17 protein-coding genes are annotated in these 18,072 nt (G+C 57.2%); 16 read left to right on the top strand and 1 reads right to left on the bottom strand.

Annotated features, from left to right (window positions below):
• From GXN74_RS14330 to GXN74_RS12520, 16 genes are all read left to right on the top strand, one after another.
• Positions 1–190, top strand: a 190-nt coding sequence (locus GXN74_RS14330; RefSeq protein ID WP_212505803.1) for a hypothetical protein, incomplete at its 5' end; no start/stop codon positions are given.
• An 81-nt stretch (positions 191–271) separates the two neighbouring features.
• Positions 272–1,468 (top strand): ATP-binding protein, encoded by a 1,197-nt coding sequence (locus GXN74_RS12590; RefSeq protein ID WP_162371294.1) that lies wholly within the window; start codon positions 272–274, stop codon positions 1,466–1,468.
• A gap of 14 nt (positions 1,469–1,482) precedes the next feature.
• Positions 1,483–2,313, top strand: coding sequence for an oxidoreductase (locus GXN74_RS12585; RefSeq protein ID WP_162371293.1), 831 nt, complete (start codon positions 1,483–1,485; stop codon positions 2,311–2,313).
• A gap of 78 nt (positions 2,314–2,391) precedes the next feature.
• On the top strand, positions 2,392–3,123 hold the full coding sequence (locus GXN74_RS12580) for a hypothetical protein (RefSeq protein ID WP_162371292.1): 732 nt from the start codon (positions 2,392–2,394) through the stop codon (positions 3,121–3,123).
• The gene (locus tag GXN74_RS12575) at positions 3,120–4,589 is read left to right on the top strand and encodes a GH3 family acyl-acid amido synthetase (protein ID WP_162371291.1); all 1,470 of its coding nucleotides are present in this window, start codon (positions 3,120–3,122) and stop codon (positions 4,587–4,589) included. Before GXN74_RS12580 ends, GXN74_RS12575 begins: the two co-directional genes overlap by 4 nt.
• The gene (locus GXN74_RS12570) at positions 4,586–5,959 is read left to right on the top strand and encodes a B12-binding domain-containing radical SAM protein (RefSeq protein ID WP_162371290.1); all 1,374 of its coding nucleotides are present in this window, start codon (positions 4,586–4,588) and stop codon (positions 5,957–5,959) included. The genes GXN74_RS12575 and GXN74_RS12570 overlap by 4 nt, the downstream gene beginning before the upstream one ends.
• Positions 5,956–7,281: a B12-binding domain-containing radical SAM protein gene (locus tag GXN74_RS12565; RefSeq protein WP_162371289.1), complete on the top strand. Its 1,326-nt coding sequence runs from the start codon at positions 5,956–5,958 to the stop codon at positions 7,279–7,281. Before GXN74_RS12570 ends, GXN74_RS12565 begins: the two co-directional genes overlap by 4 nt.
• The gene (locus GXN74_RS12560) at positions 7,265–8,371 is read left to right on the top strand and encodes a hypothetical protein (RefSeq protein WP_162371288.1); all 1,107 of its coding nucleotides are present in this window, start codon (positions 7,265–7,267) and stop codon (positions 8,369–8,371) included. The genes GXN74_RS12565 and GXN74_RS12560 overlap by 17 nt, the downstream gene beginning before the upstream one ends.
• 136 nt (positions 8,372–8,507) lie before the next feature.
• Positions 8,508–9,533, top strand: a complete 1,026-nt coding sequence (locus GXN74_RS12555) for a LacI family DNA-binding transcriptional regulator (RefSeq protein WP_162371287.1) — start codon at positions 8,508–8,510, stop codon at positions 9,531–9,533.
• Positions 9,534–9,779: 246 nt separating this feature from the next.
• Complete coding sequence (locus tag GXN74_RS12550) at positions 9,780–11,306, top strand: sugar ABC transporter ATP-binding protein (protein ID WP_162371286.1); 1,527 nt, start codon at positions 9,780–9,782, stop codon at positions 11,304–11,306.
• Positions 11,307–11,312: 6 nt separating this feature from the next.
• Complete coding sequence (locus GXN74_RS12545; RefSeq protein ID WP_212505802.1) at positions 11,313–12,260, top strand: ABC transporter permease; 948 nt, start codon at positions 11,313–11,315, stop codon at positions 12,258–12,260.
• Between the two features lie 76 nt (positions 12,261–12,336).
• Positions 12,337–13,320: a sugar ABC transporter substrate-binding protein gene (locus tag GXN74_RS12540; protein ID WP_162371284.1), complete on the top strand. Its 984-nt coding sequence runs from the start codon at positions 12,337–12,339 to the stop codon at positions 13,318–13,320.
• 70 nt (positions 13,321–13,390) lie between these two features.
• Positions 13,391–14,413 (top strand): inositol 2-dehydrogenase, encoded by a 1,023-nt coding sequence (gene iolG, locus GXN74_RS12535; RefSeq protein ID WP_162371283.1) that lies wholly within the window; start codon positions 13,391–13,393, stop codon positions 14,411–14,413.
• An 18-nt stretch (positions 14,414–14,431) separates the two neighbouring features.
• The gene (locus GXN74_RS12530) at positions 14,432–15,217 is read left to right on the top strand and encodes a TIM barrel protein (protein WP_162371282.1); all 786 of its coding nucleotides are present in this window, start codon (positions 14,432–14,434) and stop codon (positions 15,215–15,217) included.
• A gap of 15 nt (positions 15,218–15,232) precedes the next feature.
• Positions 15,233–16,129 carry a myo-inosose-2 dehydratase gene (gene iolE / locus GXN74_RS12525; RefSeq protein WP_162371281.1) on the top strand — a complete coding sequence of 299 codons (897 nt, stop codon included), beginning with the start codon at positions 15,233–15,235 and terminating at the stop codon, positions 16,127–16,129.
• A 162-nt stretch (positions 16,130–16,291) separates the two neighbouring features.
• Positions 16,292–17,056: a class I SAM-dependent methyltransferase gene (locus GXN74_RS12520; protein ID WP_162371280.1), complete on the top strand. Its 765-nt coding sequence runs from the start codon at positions 16,292–16,294 to the stop codon at positions 17,054–17,056.
• Positions 17,057–17,400: 344 nt separating this feature from the next.
• Here the strand turns inward: GXN74_RS12520 and GXN74_RS12515 are convergent.
• The coding region (locus GXN74_RS12515; protein WP_212505801.1) for an IS91 family transposase at positions 17,401–18,072 on the bottom strand (672 nt) is incomplete at its 5' end.

The raw sequence follows: 18,072 nt of genomic DNA, 5'->3' as shown, positions 1-18,072 counted from the left end.
ACACATATTCAAAAGCAGCTACTACTTTTTTGTTCTAAATCAAAAAAACATGGCTACGGGAAAGACTAAAGGCTTGAAAAACGATGTGCCTTGCCTAGCCATCGCGCCAGCGATTTGGTACAATGGAGGAGAACGGATGCGCACTTGGGGACAGACCCCAAGTGCGCATCGAAAACCACCTCAAAAATAGAAATATATTTCGATGAAACGAAATAAAACTGGAAACAATTTGGTTGTTTCGATATAATAGAATTGAAAAGGGGGCCGGAAAATGATCATACGAGAGCATTACTTAGCGAGGATAAGACCTTTTTTTGATTCTGATCTGATTAAAGTATTGATAGGAATAAGACGGTCCGGAAAATCAGTCTTGCTGAAACAGATTGCAGCTGAATTGTTGGAAAAAGGGGTTGAAGAGTCCCACATCATTTATTTGAATTTTGAAGACCTGGAGTATTCGTTCATTGAAAATGAAATGGATTTGCACAGGTATGTCAAAGAGCGTGCTGCGGATGATAGGAGATATTATTTCCTGTTCGATGAAATACAGAATGTCCGCAATTTTGAAAAAGCAATCAATTCATTTCGCGCTACTCTGGATTGCAGCATATTCCTGGCCGGATCAAACGGCAAACTTTTGTCTGGAGAATTGGCGACCCATCTGTCCGGGCGATATGTAAGTTTTAGGATCATGCCCTTTTCGTTCAAAGAGATGTGCATGATCAAGGGGATAGCTGAAGATGCGGCAAGCGAGAAAGACTTCATGGAGTACTTGGATTATGGGGGCATGCCGCAACGTTTCCTCATGCATACGGAAGCGGAAACGAAAGTTTACCTAAGGGACCTATACAATTCGATTGTCTTAAGGGACATCGTGCAGCGAAGCAGAATTAAAGATGTGGACGTACTCAACAGGATTGTTGAATATATGGTGCTCAACACATCGCAAACGTTTTCAGCCAAATCGATATCCAATTACTTTGAAAGTGTGAATAGAAAAATTTCGACGGAAACAATCTACCAATATCTGGAATACATAACTTCCTCATTGATCATGAACAAAGCGGTAAGATATGATATCCGCGGCAAAAAAATCCTTACAAGGTCGGACAAGTATTATTTGTCTGATCTTGGGCTGGCAAAAATAAATAATACCGGTTATAAAACTGAAATCGGAGCACTTATGGAAAATGTTGTGTACAATGAATTGATCCATAGAGGGTATGAGGTCTATGTAGGAAAAACCACAAAGGGAGAGATTGATTTCATTGTAATGGATGGAGAAAAACGTGTTTATTATCAAGTGGCCTATTTGCTGGCGGATGAAAAAGTGATGCAGCGGGAATTTGGAGCCTATGACGCGGTCAAGGACAGTTATCCAAAGTATGTCCTTTCCATGGATAAATTCGATTTTTCACGGGATGGCATCGTGCACCTGAACATTATCGACTTTTTGCTGAAAAAATGATTTGGGGGATGAGGATGGGTAAAAAAGTGGCTTTGGTGACAGGCGCCAGCAGCGGAATCGGCTTTGAATCCGCGATATGGCTGAAAAAGGCAGGTTTCACCGTTTACGGAGCGGCAAGAAGACTTGAAAAAATGGAATCCCTCAAGGAGCAAGGGGTGATACCGCTTCCGTTGGATGTGACAGAGGACGCTTCCATGGTCCGATGCATCGAGACAATTGTTGAAAACGAAGGCAAAATCGATGTGCTGGTGAACAATGCCGGCTACGGGGCCTATGGCGCTCTGGAGGATGTGCCCATATCGGAGGCGCGGAAGCAGATGGAGGTCAACGTTTTCGGACTTGCAAGGATGGCACAGCTGGTTCTTCCCCATATGAGAAGGCATGGTTTTGGCAGGATCATCAACATATCCTCCATGGGGGGAAAAATATACACCAGCTTTGGAGGATGGTATCATGCTGCGAAATTTGCGGTAGAGGCACTGAGCGATTGCCTGCGTCTGGAGATTGAAGGCTTCGGCATCGATGTGGTGGTGATTGAACCAGGCGGCATCAGGACGGACTGGGGATTGATAGCGGCAGAGAACCTGAAAAGGACTTCCCGAGGGGGCGCCTACGAAAAGAGCAGCGTAAAAGTTGCGGACGCCATGAGGAAAGTATATCGTGGCGGGAAGGTGTCGGACCCGTCTGTGGTCGCCAAGGCGGTTGTCGCGGCGGCAACGGCAAAGAGGCCGAAGATAAGGTATCTGCTGGGATTTGGGGCAAAACCTTCCGTTTTCCTGCGATGGATCCTGCCGGACCGGATATTTGACCGCGTGGTGGGATGGATTTTTGGCGGCTTTTTCTAAGTTGGGCATGCGGCAGTTCAACCCCAAGTCATCGCAATTGACGTTGAACAGACGACCGGGAAGGAGGCGCTCATCATTTTGAACGAACATGTGAAGCACAGGAATCTCCAAGGGCAGCTGGTGGCGGTGGGTTCCCTGGGGGAAGGGGAGCGCCGGGACATGTGGGCCCTGATGGAGGCGTTCTATGAGAACGTGGTCCCCCAGACATTCGCCAAGGACCTGGAGGAGAAGGAGACCTGCATCCTGCTCCGGGACGGCCAAGGCCGTCTTCGGGGGTTCTCCACCCAGAAGCGGCTGACGTTGGAGGTCCGGGGGGAACAGGTCCATGGGGTCTTCTCCGGAGACACCATCATCCACAAGGACTATTGGGGGAGCATGGAGCTTTTTGCCGCATTCGCCCGGCATTTCCTCCAGGTGGCCGAAGGGCATGACCGGTTCTACTGGTTCCTGACATCCAAGGGCTACAAGACCTACCGGATGCTGCCCCTTTTCTTCCGGGAGTTCTTCCCCCGGCGGGACCGGCCCACCCCCGCCTACGAGCAGGCGCTGATGGACGCCTTCGGCTCCACCCGGTATCCGGAGGCCTATGACCCGGCGGCCGGAGTGCTCCGGTACGGGAAGGCCAGGGACCGGCTCCGGCCAGGGGTGGCGGACGCGGGAATCCGCCAGGAGCGGGACCCGGATGTGGCCTATTTCCTCCGGAAGAACCCAGGCCATGTCCAGGGGGATGACCTGGTCTGCCTGGCCCGGCTGGAGGCGGAAAACCTCCGCCCCGGGGTGGCGGGCCGGCTCCTGGGAGGTGCGCCATGATGGGGGGGCTGGTCTGTTTCCTGGCCAATTCCGCCATGCTGGGGATGTACCGGAAGGCGCACCGGGACTTCCGGTACATCCGGGACGTGGAGAAGGTCCAGCAGGAGAAGCTTTTGGGCATCCTGGCCCGCAACGCCGGGACGGATTTCGGCAGGGCCCACGGCTTCGCAAAGATCCGGGACATGGAGGGCTACCGGGAACGGGTGCCCCTGCGGGACTACGGGGATTTCGAGCCCTGGCTGGCCCGGATCCGGGCGGGGGAGCAGAACGTGCTGACGGCGGAGAAGGTGCTGCTGCTGGAACCCACCAGCGGCTCCACCTCCGGGACCAAGCTGATCCCCTACACCCAGGGGCTGCGGGAGGAGTTCCAGCAGGGGCTGAAGCCCTGGATCTACGACCTGTACACGGCCCCGGGACTTGAGGGGATGCGCTGGGGGAAGAGCTACTGGTCCGTCACCCCGGCGGCCACCGGGCGGCGGCGCACACAAGGGGGCGTCCCCATCGGCTTCGAGGAGGATCGGGCCTATTTCGGCCGTCTGGAGCAGTGGCTCCTGGGGCTTGTGCTGGCGGCGCCGGGCAGCCTGGGGCGGGAGGAGGACATGGACGCCTTCCTGGGACGGACGGCCCGGACCCTGGCCGGTTCCGGGAACCTGACCTTCCTGTCCGTCTGGAACCCCACCTACCTGGAGCTGCTCCTGGACCGGGTGGAGGCGGAAGGGCTGGGTTCCCCCCAGACCCTGTGGAAAAGGCTGGCCGCGGTGAGCTGCTGGGCGGACGCCCAGGCCGCCGGTCCCGCCCGGTCCCTGAAGGAGCGTCTGCCCGGGGTCGCCTTCCAGCCCAAGGGGCTGCTGGCCACGGAGGGCTTCGTCTCCTTTCCGGTCTGGGGGGAGCGGGGGGCGGCCCTGAGCGTCCGCTCCCACTTCTTCGAGTTCGAGCTGGAGGACGGGAGCGTCCTGCCGGCCCACAGGCTGGAGCGGGGATGCCGGGGGAGCGTGGTCCTGACCACCTCCGGGGGGCTCTACCGGTACCGGTTGAAGGACGAGGTGGAGGTCACGGGCTTCCTGGGCCGGATCCCCCTGCTCCGCTTCCTGGGACGCAAGGGGCGGGTGTCGGACCTGTTCGGGGAGAAGCTTGCCGAAGGGTTCGTGGGGGAGGTCCTGGGACGGCTGGACCTTCCCCAGGGGCTGGCCTTCCTGGCGCCGGAGGGGGACCGGTATGTGCTCTACTCCGGGGGGAGCCCGGACCCGGAGGTCCTGGACATGGCCCTTAGGGAGAATTTCCATTACGACTACTGCCGACGCCTGGGGCAGCTGAAGGCGCCGGCGGTCTACCGCCTGGAAAGGGACGCGGCCCGGGAATACCTGGAGGCCTGCGTGGCCAGGGGGCAGCGGCTGGGGGACGTGAAGCCTCCGCTGCTGCAGCTGGAGGGTGGATGGCACAAGGTGCTGAAGGGAGGGTTCCTATGAAAATCGCATTCCTGGCCCCTGCGGGGGCCATGCACAGACACGGCGGAAGCTTCGGGAGGAGCCTCCATTACGCCCCACTGACACTGACCACCCTGGCGGCCCTGGTGCCCGAAGAGCTCTGCCGGGGCCTGGCGATTTACGACGAGACGGCGGGAAGCATCCCCCTGGACCTGGAGGCGGACCTGGTCTGCATCACCTGCATCACGGGAACGGCCCCCCGGTGCTACGCCTATGCGGACCATTTCCGGAGGCAGGGGAAGACCGTGGTGCTGGGCGGGGTCCATCCCACCCTGATGCCGGAGGAGGCGGCCCTCCACGCGGACGCGGTGGTGACCGGCTTCGCGGAGGAGAGCTTCCCCCGGCTCCTGCGGGACTACGCCGCCGGACGCCTGGGACGCCTGTACAGCCAGCAGCCCGGCTACACCATCGCTGGGCGGCCAGTCCCCCGGCGGGACCTGCTGGACAAGCGGCGCTACATCACCATGAACACCGTGGAGGCGGTCCGGGGGTGTTCCCTTCCCTGCAGCTTCTGCGCCTATCCCGCCGCTTTCGGACGGACCCTCTACAAGCGCCCCGTCCGGGAGGTGGCGGCGGAAATCGAGGCGCTTCCCGGGCGGGAGGTCCTTTTTCCCGATGTGAACCTGATCGCGGACAGGGCATACGCCCTGGAGCTCTTCCGGGAGCTGGCCCCCCTGAAGAAATCCTGGTTCGGCCTGGTGACATCGGCGGTGGGCATCGACCGGGAGCTGGTGGAGACCTTCGAAAAAAGCGGCTGCCGGGGGCTGCTGGTGGGCTTCGAGTCCGTGCACCAGTCCTCCCAGAAGGACCTCCACAAGGGGGTGAACCAGGTGGAGGACTACGGGGAGCTGATGAAGGTCCTCCACGGCGCCGGCATCCTGGTCCAGGGCTGTTTCGCCTTCGGCTCCGACGAGGAGGACGCCTCCGTGTTCGAGCGGACGGTGGAGATGGCCGTGCGGACCAAGATCGACCTGCCCCGGTATTCCATCCTGACCCCCTTCCCGAAGACGGAGCTGCACGCCCGGCTGGAGGCCCAGGGCCGGATCCTGAAGAGGGACTGGGCGCTGTACGATGTGGAGCACTGCGTTTTCGCGCCCGCCCGGATGACCCCTGAGGAGCTGGAGGCGGGGACGGAATGGGCCTGGCGGGAGACCTACCGGACCGCCAACATCTGGAAGCGGCTGTCCCCCTTCCGGCTGAGCCCCCACATCGCCTGGCCGGTGAACCTGGGCTACAAGGGGTACGCGGACAAGTTCGTCCGGTTCACCCCGGAGGTCATGACGGACAATTCGGACATCAAGGACAACAGGGACAACAAGGACAACAAGGACAACAAGGAGGTGGCGCCATGAAGGTCACGTTCATCCTGCCGGCCATCGGAAAGAAGCCGGGGGAGCCTTATATCGGCTCCTGGAAAATGGAGCCGCTGACGGTGGGGGTGCTGAGCGCCCTGACCCCGCCGGATTGGGAGCGGGAGCTGTTCGACGACCGGGTGGAGCAGGTCGACTACCAGACCAAGACGGACCTGGTGGCCATCCCGGTGGAGACCTACACCGCCAAGCGCAGCTACGCCATCGCCGCCCGGTTCCGGGAGCGGGGGATCCCCGTGGTCCTGGGGGGCTACCACCCCACCCTTTTTCCGGAGGAAGCGGCCTTGTACGGGGACTGCGTGCTGGTGGGGAACGCGGAAGGGGTCTGGGAAGAATTGCTTGCGGACCTGGGGCGGGGACGTCTTGCGCCCCGCTACGAGGGCCCCCGGGGAGGAAGCTTTGCGGCCCCGGACCGCTCCATCTACGCGGGGAAGAAATACCTGCCCATCTCCCTGGTGGAGACGGGACGGGGCTGCGGCCACCGCTGCGAGTTCTGCGCCATCGCCGGGTACTACGGCTGCCGCTACCACCCCCGGGATCCGGAGGCGGTGCTGGGGGATCTGGAGAAGTCCCCCCACAAGTACCATTTCCTGGTGGACGACAACCTGGTGGCGGATGTGGGGCATGCCAAGGGACTCTTCGACCGGATGGCCCCCCTGGGGATCAAATGGGCGGGGCAGGGGACCCTGTCCATGGCCCGGGACAAGGACCTCCTGAAGCGGATGAAGAGGAGCGGCTGCGAGCTGATCCTGGTGGGGTTCGAGTCCCTGGAGGCGGAGAGCCTCCGGCAGATGGGCAAGTCCCAGGCCGGGGCGGACCGGGACCTGCTGGTGGAGCGGATCCACGACGCGGGGATCGGGATCTACGCCACCTTCGTCTTCGGCTACGACGGGGACACCGGGGACACCTTCGCTAGGACCCTGGAGTTCGCCCGGCGGCACAAGTTCCATACGGCGGCCTTCAACCACCTGCTGCCCTTTCCGGGGACCCCGCTGTACGACCGGCTGGAGGCAGAGGGGCGCCTGCTTTGGGACCGGTGGTGGCTTGAGGAGGACTACCATTACGGGCAGGCGGCCTTCCTGCCGAAGCGCATGTCCCCGGAGGAGCTGGCCCGGCGCTGCAGGGAAAGCCGGAAGGCCTTCGCCTCCCTTCCGACGGTCTTTGACCGGGGGCTGGCGGCCATGGGCAGGAGCAGCCCGCCCCTGTGGGCCCTGTTCTGGGCCATGAACCTGCGGCTGGGGAGGGAAGTGGACGAGAAGATGGACGTGCCCTTGGGGAGGAACCTGGATGCGGGGCCCAAGTGAGGCGGACCGGGGGTTCGCCGTGGAGCTGGCGGGGCCTTCGGACGGGAAGGCGCTCCTTGCGCTGTACGAGGACGGGGCCTTCCCCGGAGGGATTTCGGTCCTGTTCACCCGCCGTCCCGATGCCTGGTTTTCCCTGGCCCGGGAGGGGGAGGTGGAGGTGGTGGTGGTCCGGGACCTGGGCACGGGGAGGATCGCCGCCATGGGGGCCTGCATCCTGCGGCCGGCCTGGATCAACGGGCAGGTGGGGCGCACCGGCTACCTGACGGGCCTGAAGAGCCTGGGGGAGTACCGGGGCCGGGTGCCCCTGGGGCCTAGGGCCTACAGGCTCCTTTACGAGGCCACCCGGGAGCGGGTGGACGTCTACTACACCACCATCCTGGAGGAGAACCTGGCGGCCCGGCGGATGCTGGAGAAGCCCCGGAGGAACATGCCCGCCTACCGGGAGCTGGGGGGCTACACGGTCCACTGCCTGGCCACGGGCGGGTTCGGCGGATTTCCTGGGTTGTGTGGGTTGCGTGGGTTCCGTCCATGGGACGATAAAAAGGGGATGGTCCTCACCGGGGGGAGTTGGGAGGAACTCTGGTCCCTGTACGGCCCCCGGGCCCCGGAGTGGAACTTCAGCCAGACCGGCCGGCCCTGGGGGGTGGAGGAGTCGGACATCCGGTTGCTTCGGGATGGGAGCGGACAGCCTGTAGCGGGCTGCGTGCTCTGGAACCAGGCGGCGGTGAAGCAGCACATCCCCATGGAATACCGGGGGGTCTACCGCCTGCTGCGGCATCTCCCCCTGGAGCTGGCGGGCTATCCCCGGCTGCCCGCCCCCGGGGTCCCGGCCCGGGAGGCCGGGTTCGCCCTGCTCTGTTCCCGGGAGGGGGACCCGGAGAGCCTGGCCCTCCTGGTGGAGAAGACGGCCCGGGAGGCGGCAGGTCATGACTACCTGCTGCTGGGGCTGTTCCAGGACCATCCCCTGGCCCCGCACCTGGAGAAGTTCCGGGGGATCCGCTACAGGAGCCGGCTCTACACCGTCCACTGGGACGGGGAGGGCATCCTGCCCGACGGACGCCCGGTGGGGCTGGACGTGGGGCTGCTGTGACGGGATTTCCCAGAGAGGGCTAATGATGTGCCCGGACACACTTGACAAATCCGGGAACATGCTGTTACAATTTAGATACGACTTCGGGTGCGTTATTGACTGGTTTTGAAGGCGGAATCTATGGGGAGGTGGGAGTATGCGGGTGACTATGCGGATGGTTGCGGAACAGGCGGGGGTTTCCCGGGGGACGGTGGACCGCGTCATCAACAAGCGGGGCAGCGTAAAGCCGGATGTGGAAAAAAAGGTCCTGGACACGATTGAAAGGTTGGAGTACAAACCCAATACCGTGGCTAGAGCGTTGGCGTTCAACAAGAACACAAAAAAATTGGGGGTGCTGCTGCCTGACCAGCAGGGGTACTTCAGCACGGAAGTGAACCGGGGAATAAGGAAGATCATCGAGGAAAGCAAGGACCTTGGCATAAAGGTGTTGACTGCGGTTTGCGATCCGAACAATCCAGGGGATTATGTGAAGAAGATGGACGAGATGATTGGAGCCGGCGTGGCAGGATTGGCCATAAGCGCCCAGAATTCACCAATCCTCGTGGAAAAGATCAACGAGTTGGATGCTTTGGGGATACCCGTGGTTACGATCAATTCAGATATTCCAGGAAGCAGAAGGAAGTGTTTTGTCGGTCAAGACACCTTCCAGAGTGGCCGCGTCGCAGCCGAAATCATCTACAAGCACCTTCGGGATGGAGGGCGGATTCTGGTTGTGGCAGGCATTCCGGAATTCAATGCCCATGTGAACAGAGTGAGAGGGTTTGAGGAGTACATGTCCGACCGTGGGGTAGACAAGAACTGTTGGGAAGTCATCTACACCTATGAGAAATATGAACTGACCTATGGGAAAATCTCGGAAATGCTGGGGGCGGACAAGGAGATCCGTTACATCTACATGGCGATCGGGGGAATTGTGGCGTGCGGCGAAGCCGTCAAGGGTATGGGGATGCAGGGGCAGACATTCATCGTTTCCCATGACACGACACCGTCGACCATAGAGCTGCTCAAGGAAGGTCTTGTGGATTTCGTGATCGAGCAGGACATGTTCATGCAGGGATACCGGTCGATCCAGTTGCTGCGGGACTATCTGCTGCTGGATAAAGGGATTGAAAACGAACATGAAAAGACGGTTTTCCACATCGTATCATCTGAATGCGTCTAGGAAAGGAGCCCCCTCGACGCATTCTATTTTAAGCAGAAATGTGCACGGGCAAATAAAATGGAAGAAAAAACATTATAACATATAAGAAATGCACAATTAAATGGTGATTAAATTGTTGAAAGTATAAAACATAAATAATAAGTATTGACAATGCCGCAATCTTGGCGTAATATAATGACCATAACAAAAATGTGCACGGGCACAAATGCAGGAGGTCAAATATGTTTTGGAAGGAGGGCGCGTCGGATGGGTGGACGTAAAGGTGAGTCTATTCTGGAAATGAAGGACATCACGGTAAAGTTCCCGGGAGTGCTTGCATTGGATGGGGTCAAATTCGATGCAAGACGTGGAGAGGTCCATGTCCTGTTGGGAGAAAACGGGGCCGGAAAGTCGACGATCATGAAGGTGTTGGCCGGCGTCAATACGGACTATAAAGGGACTGTGAAATTGAAAGGCGAGGACATCGTATGCGAAAGCATCAACGGCCAGAGGGAGCGTGGGGTAAGCATCATTTTCCAGGAGATGAACCTGCTAAAGAATCTGACAATTGCGGAAAACATCTTTTTGGGTAGGCAGCCCCGGAACAAGTCGGGTGGCATCGACTGGAAGAAGATGAACCGGGATGCCAAGGTGCTGCTGGATTCGATCGATGCAGGCATATCGGAGAAGACCTTGGTGAACGACCTGAGTGTCGGCCAGATGCAGATGGTGGAAATTGCGAAGGCCCTGTCCTTCGAATCGGACATCATCATCATGGACGAGCCCACATCGGCCCTGACAGAAAAGGAAGTCGACGCCTTGTTTAGGATCATTGCCGACCTGAAGGAAAAAGACAAGGCAATCGTTTACATCTCACACCGGTTGGAAGAAATAATGAAGATCGGGGACAGGATCACGATTTTCAGGGATGGGAAATATGTCGACACACGGAACGTCAAGGACATCACGATCGACATCATGGTCACCTTGATGGTGGGCAGGGAAATCACCAACTATTACCCCAAGGTCGATGTGGTGCCCGGGGAAAAGGTTTTGGAAGTGGTGGACCTGTGTCAGGGAAAACTGCTGAAGGACGTGTCTTTCTATGCCCGGGCCGGTGAGATAACCGGATTCTATGGGCTGATGGGTGCTGGCAGGACCGAACTGATGCGTGCGGTCTTCGGGGCGGATAAATTCGACAGCGGTGAAATCATCGTCAACGGGCGAAGCGTCAGAATCAGAAGTTGTGAAGACGCAAAAAGGAACGGCATCGTCCTTCTGGCGGAAGATAGGAAGAACCAGGGATTGATTCTGGAGTTCGGATTGAACGATAACATATCGTTGGCGAATCTAGACACGGCCATGGGCAGGTTCGGACTGGATCGAAAAAGGGAGAACGAGAACAACCAGGCGTTGGCCAGTGCGGTGAAAGTCAAAACGCCATCCCTGGAGCAGAAAGCGAAAAACTTAAGTGGTGGAAACCAACAGAAGGTTGTAATCTGCAAATGGTTGAACACACAATTCGACGTCATCATTTTTGACGAACCCACACGGGGCATCGATGTCGGCGCGAAAGCGGAAATCTATAAGATCATGAACAAGCTTAAGGAAGAGGGGAAAGCCGTCATTGTGGTTTCTTCGGAGCTCACGGAATGCATGGGGATAAGCGACAGGATCTATGTCATGCATGAAGGTGAAATAACGGGCCGTATCGAACCGGATGAGCTTGCGATGCTCACGGACGATAAAGTCATCAAGTATGCTACTGGATCAATAGTAATGGAAGAAAGGTAGATGACCATGAATCTTAAAAGTTTGAAGCTTGATTTGAGCAAATTGACAACGGTGATCGTATTGGTGGTGCTGAGCGTACTTCTGGGGATGCTGTCGCCTGTGTTCATGACCCAGGCCAACCTGATCAACATCATGCAGCAAATCACTGTAAACGCCGTCCTTGCGGTCGGGATGTCCATCGTCATTTTTACAGGTGGAATCGACCTGTCCGTCGGTTCAATTCTCGCCTTCGTCGGAATCGTGATGGGGAAATTGATGGTTGACGGCGGCGTCAATCCGGTGGTTGCCGTCGTGGCTGGGGTTGTGGTCGGCATGGCCTGCGGCGCATTCAACGGCATGTTGATTTCGAAATTCAAGCTGCAGCCCATGATCGCAACACTGGGTATGATGAGCATGGCGAGGGGCGCCGCCCTCACCTTGGCCAACGGGCGCACAATCACTGGCTATAGCCCCTCCTTCAGATGGATCGGATCGGGAAACATCATGGGGACCAGAATTCCTGTGCAGATCCTCTTCATGCTCATCCTGTATGCGGGGTTCCATTATCTCTTGAGGTACAGGAAGTACGGACGGTTCATCTATTCCATAGGAGGCAATGAGGAGGCCACCAGGCTTTCGGGGGTCAATGTGGACCGGGTCAAGATCCTTGCGTACAGTCTCAGCGGGCTGACCGCCGCACTGGCGTCTGTGGTGCTGGTTTCGAAATTGAATTCCGCCCAATCCATTGCGGGCACGGGCTATGAACTGGATGCGATCGCCTCCGCGGTCATTGGCGGGGCGCGGCTGACAGGCGGTTTCGGAAATGTGTGGGGAACCCTGCTGGGTGCCATCATCATGGGGGTCATCCGCAACGGATTGAACCTACTGAATGTGTCGTCCTACCTGCAGCAGCTGATTATCGGTGTGATCATCATCGCTGCGGTACTCTTTGACTCGTTAAAGGGAAGAAAATAGGGATTGGATGGATATGAGCTTGGATTCAAGTTTATATAGAAAAAATCAATTTCAAAAGAAAAAGGAGGAAGTTAAGATGAAAAAAGCAAAGGTGTGGGTAGTTATGCTTGTTCTGAGTCTGCTTGTAGGACTTGTGGGATGTGGAAAAAGTGAAGGGCCAAGTGCACCGGCAACAGGAGGAGAAACAGCAGGCGGGAGCGGTTCGGAGGACAAGGTGAAAATCGCCTATATCGTAAAGGCGCTGACGGACCAATTCTGGATCGACATGCAAACAGGCGCGCTGGAAACGGCGACAGAACTTGGTGTGGACCTGGCGTTCCAGGCTCCCGAGAAGGAAACGAACGTGGAAACACAGATCCAATACATGGAAAACGCCATCGCAGGCGGATTTGACGCCATCATCCTCTCCGCAGCGGATTCCAAGGCGCTGAACCCCACCATCGTCAAGGCCAATCAGGCGGGAATACCGGTCATCCTTGTGAACGACACCATCGACTTGGATGCCCTTGCGGCGGACGGCGGCAAGGTGGAAACCTATGTGGGCATCGACCAGTATGAGGCGGCGTCCCTGGCAGGCAAATACGCGGTGGAAACCATCGACGGAGGCAAGGTTGCCGTCCTGGAAGGTGCTGCCGGTGTTTTGGCAGGAGAGCAGCGCATGAACGGATTCCTGGACCAGCTTACGGACAACTTCGAAGTGGTGGCCTCCCAGACAGCCAACTGGGACAGGAACCAGGCGTTCAACGTAATGCAGAACATCCTCACATCCCAACCGGACATCAAAGTCGTTTGGGCGGTCAGTGCAGAAATGGGACAAGGGGCCATCCAGGCAATCGAGCAGGCAGGTCTGGCTGGACAGATTTCGGTCTTTGACTTCGACGCATCCGCCGACGACATGGAGGCGATCAAGGCCGGAACGCTGGTGGGAACGGTAGCCCAGTATCCGAACCTCCAGGCGAAAGCCGCCATCGAAGCCGCCCTGGCGGCCATCGAAGGGCAAACGCTGGAGGCCCATACGAAGACATTGGCAGAGCTGATCACCATCGACAATATCCAATAACAACAACAGCAGGTCCGGGTACGATTCTGCACCCGGACATCCATTGAAGAGTGCATAAGGAGAGAAACGAATGAAGAAGACAACGATTGGCGTAATCGGTGCAGGTGCGGTTGGAAGAGTGCATATCAAGAACATCATGCGGATGCCCCAAGTAAGGTTGAAGTATGTGGCGGACCCCATGCCGGAGTTCTACAACGCCTGGGCCAAAGAGATGGACTTCCCCCTTGCCGTCGAGGATTACAAGGTCATAATGGAAGATCCCGAGGTGGAAGCGGTCATCATCTGTGCTCCGGCTGCGCTGCATGGCGACCTCATCATCGAAGCGGCAGAAAAAGGAAAACATGTCTTCTGTGAAAAACCCTTCGACTATGACATCAGCAAAATCAAGAAGGCGATGGAAGTTGTCGAAAAGACCGGAATCAAGCTCCAGCTTGGCTTCAACAGACGGTTTGACAAGAATTTCGCAAAGGCGCACGAATATTTGAAAACCGGCGCACTGGGCGACGTCCATGTGATCAAGATCACCTCTCGCGACCCCAAAGCCCCCGCAATGGGATACTTCACGGCTCCAGGAGGAGAGCACTGCTCCATCTACACGGATACCACCATCCATGACTTCGATATGGCAAGGTTCCTGAACAATTCGGAAGTCGTCGAAGTCTTTGCATCGGGAAGCAAGCTGATCAACAAGGACAAACCGGAAATCACCCGGGTGGATACGATCGTCTGCACCCTGAAGTTTGAAGATGGTTCCCTGTGTGTGATCGACAACAGCTGGCAGGCTGTCTATGGCTATGACCAACGTGCCGAAGTGTTCGGTACCAAAGGGGCGGTGACGGTTGAGAACGATGTATTCTCCCAGGCGACCCTCCATACGGTAGAGGGAATCATCGGAGAGAAGCCGCTGGTGACCATCGAGGACCGGTATGGGAATGCCTATGGTGCGGAAGTCGAGGCGTTCATAAAGGCGGTGCAGGAGGACACGCCGGTGCTGGTGGACGGCCGTGACGGACTCATGTCCATGCTGATCGCAAAAGCGGCGCTGCTTTCCGACCAGGAGAACCGCATTGTAAAAATCAGCGAGCTGATGTAATAAGAACGGGAGGGTTTTATGAAAACGACAGCGTGCATCGAAACACTGTTTACGGAATATCCATGGGAAAAGCGGTTTGAAGAAGCGAAGAAGGCCGGATTCGATTATGTCGAATTCTGGAGTTGGGAAGACAAGGATCTGGACCAGATCAAGAAGCTTGCCGAAGAGGCGGGAATCGGCATCAGCGGGTTCAATGGGGACGCCGACTATTCCCTCGTGGACCCCAGCCACAAGGCCCCTTACCTGGAATTTCTGAGGAGGTCGCTGGAAGCCGCCAAAAAAATCGGGGCACTGAGTGTCACCATCCATTCCAACGCCCTTGGGGATGCGGGGAAAGTGGTGGAGCGCTATGAGGATCTGTCCGACACCGTGAAAATCTGCTCCATGTACGACACACTGAAGGAATCGGCCCGCTTGGCGGAAGAATACGGCATCGCCTGCAACCTGGAGGCGCTCAACATCACCACAGACCATGTGGGGAACTATCTCAAGCACACCCAAATGGCCGCTGAAATGATCCGGCTGATCGGCTCTCCGAAGCTCAAGATCCTTTACGATGTCTACCATATGCAGCTCAACGAAGGTTCCATCTGCGACACCTTGACAAAATACATCGATACTATCGGGCATATCCACATCGCGGATGCGCCAGGCAGGCATGAACCTGGCACGGGTGAAGTCAACTATCCCTTTGTGATCAAGCATTTGCGGAACCTCAACTATACGGACAGGGTCGGCTGTGAGCTGTTCCCCAAATCCGGAACTGAAGATGCCGTAAAGGCCATTATGGGTATTTTCGCATAAGAAGGAAGGACGACCATGTTTGAAAACCGAGAAATAAAGCTGGGCATCGCCCCAATCAACTGGAGCAATGACGACATGCCCCAACTGGGTGGGGAACTCACCTATGAGCAAAGCGTCAGCGAGATGGCCCTAGCCGGATACACAGGAACGGAAGTGGGAGGCAAGTTCCCCCAGGATCCGGCCGTTTTGAAGCATTCCCTTGACATCAGGGGGTTGGAAATCGCTAGCCAATGGTTTTCCTCCCTCCTCTGCACCACTCCCTACGAGGAGAATGAGAAGGCTTTCGTGGAACAGCTGGATTTTCTGGAGAAAGTCGGATGCAGCCGAATCAACGTCTGTGAACTCAGCTACAACCTGTTCGCATCGGAGTTGTCCATGTTTGGCGGAAACAAGCCGGTCGCCTCGGACCAGGAATGGGATCTTCTGTGTGCCGGGCTGGACAAGCTTGGAAAGGTCGCTTCCGACCGGGGATTCAAGCTGTGCTTCCATCACCATATGGCGACCGTTGTCCAGACGCTGGAAGAAACCGTGCGGCTGCTGGACAATACGGATCCCAGGCATGTGTTTTTATGCTATGACACCGGACATTTCACCTTCTCGGGTGAAAACGCCGTGGAAGCCTTGGAACGTGTTGCGGGCCGCGTGGGCCATGTCCATCTGAAGGATGTGCGGCCAGACAGGATGAAGACAGCCGTGGAGGAAGGGTACAAATTCCGGAAGGCCGTCTTGGAAGGTTGCTTCACCATACCTGGCGACGGATGCGTCGATTTCAAGTCCGTGTTTGAACTGCTGGACAAGTCCGAATACGAGGGGTGGTTCATCGTGGAAGCGGAACAGGACCCCAAGAAGGCGAATCCGTATGAATATGCTTTGAAAGCCAGAAGTTACATTCGGGAGATTGGCGGTCTTTGACCGGCCAGCTCCCTTGCAGTCAGACGAGCCATCCAGGGGCGCATGCCCTGGGGGGCTCGTCTGTTTTGTTGCCGCGACCGGGTGGAAAATTCTGCTGGAATGGGGTATACTTTGGGTAATGACAGGGCACGTCCTGTGACCCGAAGCGAAAGGAGAACGCATATGTCCAAGTTGGAAGAGAAACTGGCAAAATCCCTGACGGCGGAAACGACGGAACTGATTCCTTTCCTTCCCTATCTGCTCCAGGACCTTTGGGACATGGGGTCCAGCCCCCGGGACATGGAGGCGCTGATCGGGAAGCATGTGCCCGCGCCGGAGAAGGCGAAGGTGCTGGATCTGGCCTGCGGCAAGGGGGCAGTGGGCATCCATCTGGCGAAAACCTTCGGCTGCACGGTCAAGGGGGTGGACCTCCTCCCGGAATTCATCGAAGAGGCGCGGAAAAGGGCCGTGGAGCATGGGGTGGAGGCGCTCTGTTCCTTCCGGGTGGAGGACGCCAACCAGGCTGTGGAAAAGGAGCGCAACTATGACATTGTGATCCTGGGTGCCGCAGGGGACGTCCTGGGGAGCCCCAAAGAGACCGTTGAGAAGCTGAAGCCCGCCGTCAAGCCTTCGGGCCACATCCTCATCGACGACGCCTATGTTCCGGAGGGTTCCCCAATGGATTATCCAACCCGGGCGGACTGGCTGGAGGTCTTCCGGGAGGTGGGGGTCCGCCTGGTGGACGAGCTGGCTTTCGACGGGGCGGCCTTGACGGCCCTGAACGAAACCCAGCAGGCCTGCATCCGGACAAGGGCCCGGGAGTTGCAGGTCCTGCATCCGGAAAAAACGGCGCTGTTCGAAGGCTATGTGCAAAGCCAGGAGGCTGAATGCGAGGAATTGGAAGGGGAGATGACGGCCCTGACATGGCTATTGCAGAAGTCAGAATAAACCCATTAAAACCATAAGAAGTAATAATATTTCAAGGCATGCAGGGGAATTGTGTTGTATAATTCATAAGTGAAGTATCACATTTGGAGCAATCAAAAAAGAGCAACTAGAGACGAACTTCAGTTGCTCCAAATGTGGTTCTTCACGATTGTACCAACTCGCGGATGTTAGCCGGTGATCCGGAATATGGGGATTGGTCACTTCCATCCTGTGGTCTTTTTGTGGAAAAGGCGGGACCTTTCGGAGTGGACCGGCAGCAAAAGCCGTTCGGACCGCCGATTGCCGCAACGCAAACAAAGCCTTTGCGAAAAAGGCTGAAAAAAGGTTGTGGAATTGGGAGAAACCTAGTTCCTGAAGACAAAGGTCCGGCCAGCATAACGCATGGTGTTGTTGCTGCACATGGGACATTGCTTTAGGTTGATGTTCCAAAGCACATGCAGGATCTCGTCCGGCTGCATGGATGCGAATCGCGCCTGGGACAACATCTTCCCTGTCAGCTTGGCAATCAGCTTCAGGCTCGCCTTCTTGCTCCGGTTGTTGAGGAACCCGTAGTAGCGGATCTTCTGGAATCCGCAGGGCAAGACATGCATGAGGAACCGGCGGATGAACTCTTCATGGGACAGGGTCACGGTCTTCTTTTGGCCCGTTTTGTAATCGTTCGCCCAGAAGGAGACCTGCGAATCGCCGACAGCGATGATCCTGGCGTTGCTGATGGCGATCCGGTGGGTGTAGCGCCCCAGATAATCGATGGCGTTGCCAAAACCATTGAAGGTTTCCTTGATGTAGGGGATCCAGGTCTTTTCGTAGAGGCTGTTCCTGAATCCGCTCCATGCGCGGGAGTCCTTGAGCCGGCCGCAGGAGGAGGGAAACCGCAGCTTGTTGCCGGAACGAAGCTTTTGAAGCTGCTCCATAAACTTGCCGCGGAACACTTTGCCCAACACCCTGACGGGAATGAAAAAGTTGCGGCTGCTTTTGTGCAGTTGCATGGTTTTGGTCAGGCCCGCTCCGGTGACGAT

This window comes from Anaerotalea alkaliphila, assembly GCF_010179735.1.
Taxonomy (GTDB): Bacteria; Bacillota; Clostridia; order Lachnospirales; family Vallitaleaceae; genus Anaerotalea; species Anaerotalea alkaliphila.
The sequence above is the reverse complement of the archived record's forward strand: the minus strand, read 5'-3'. Positions and strand labels throughout refer to the sequence as shown.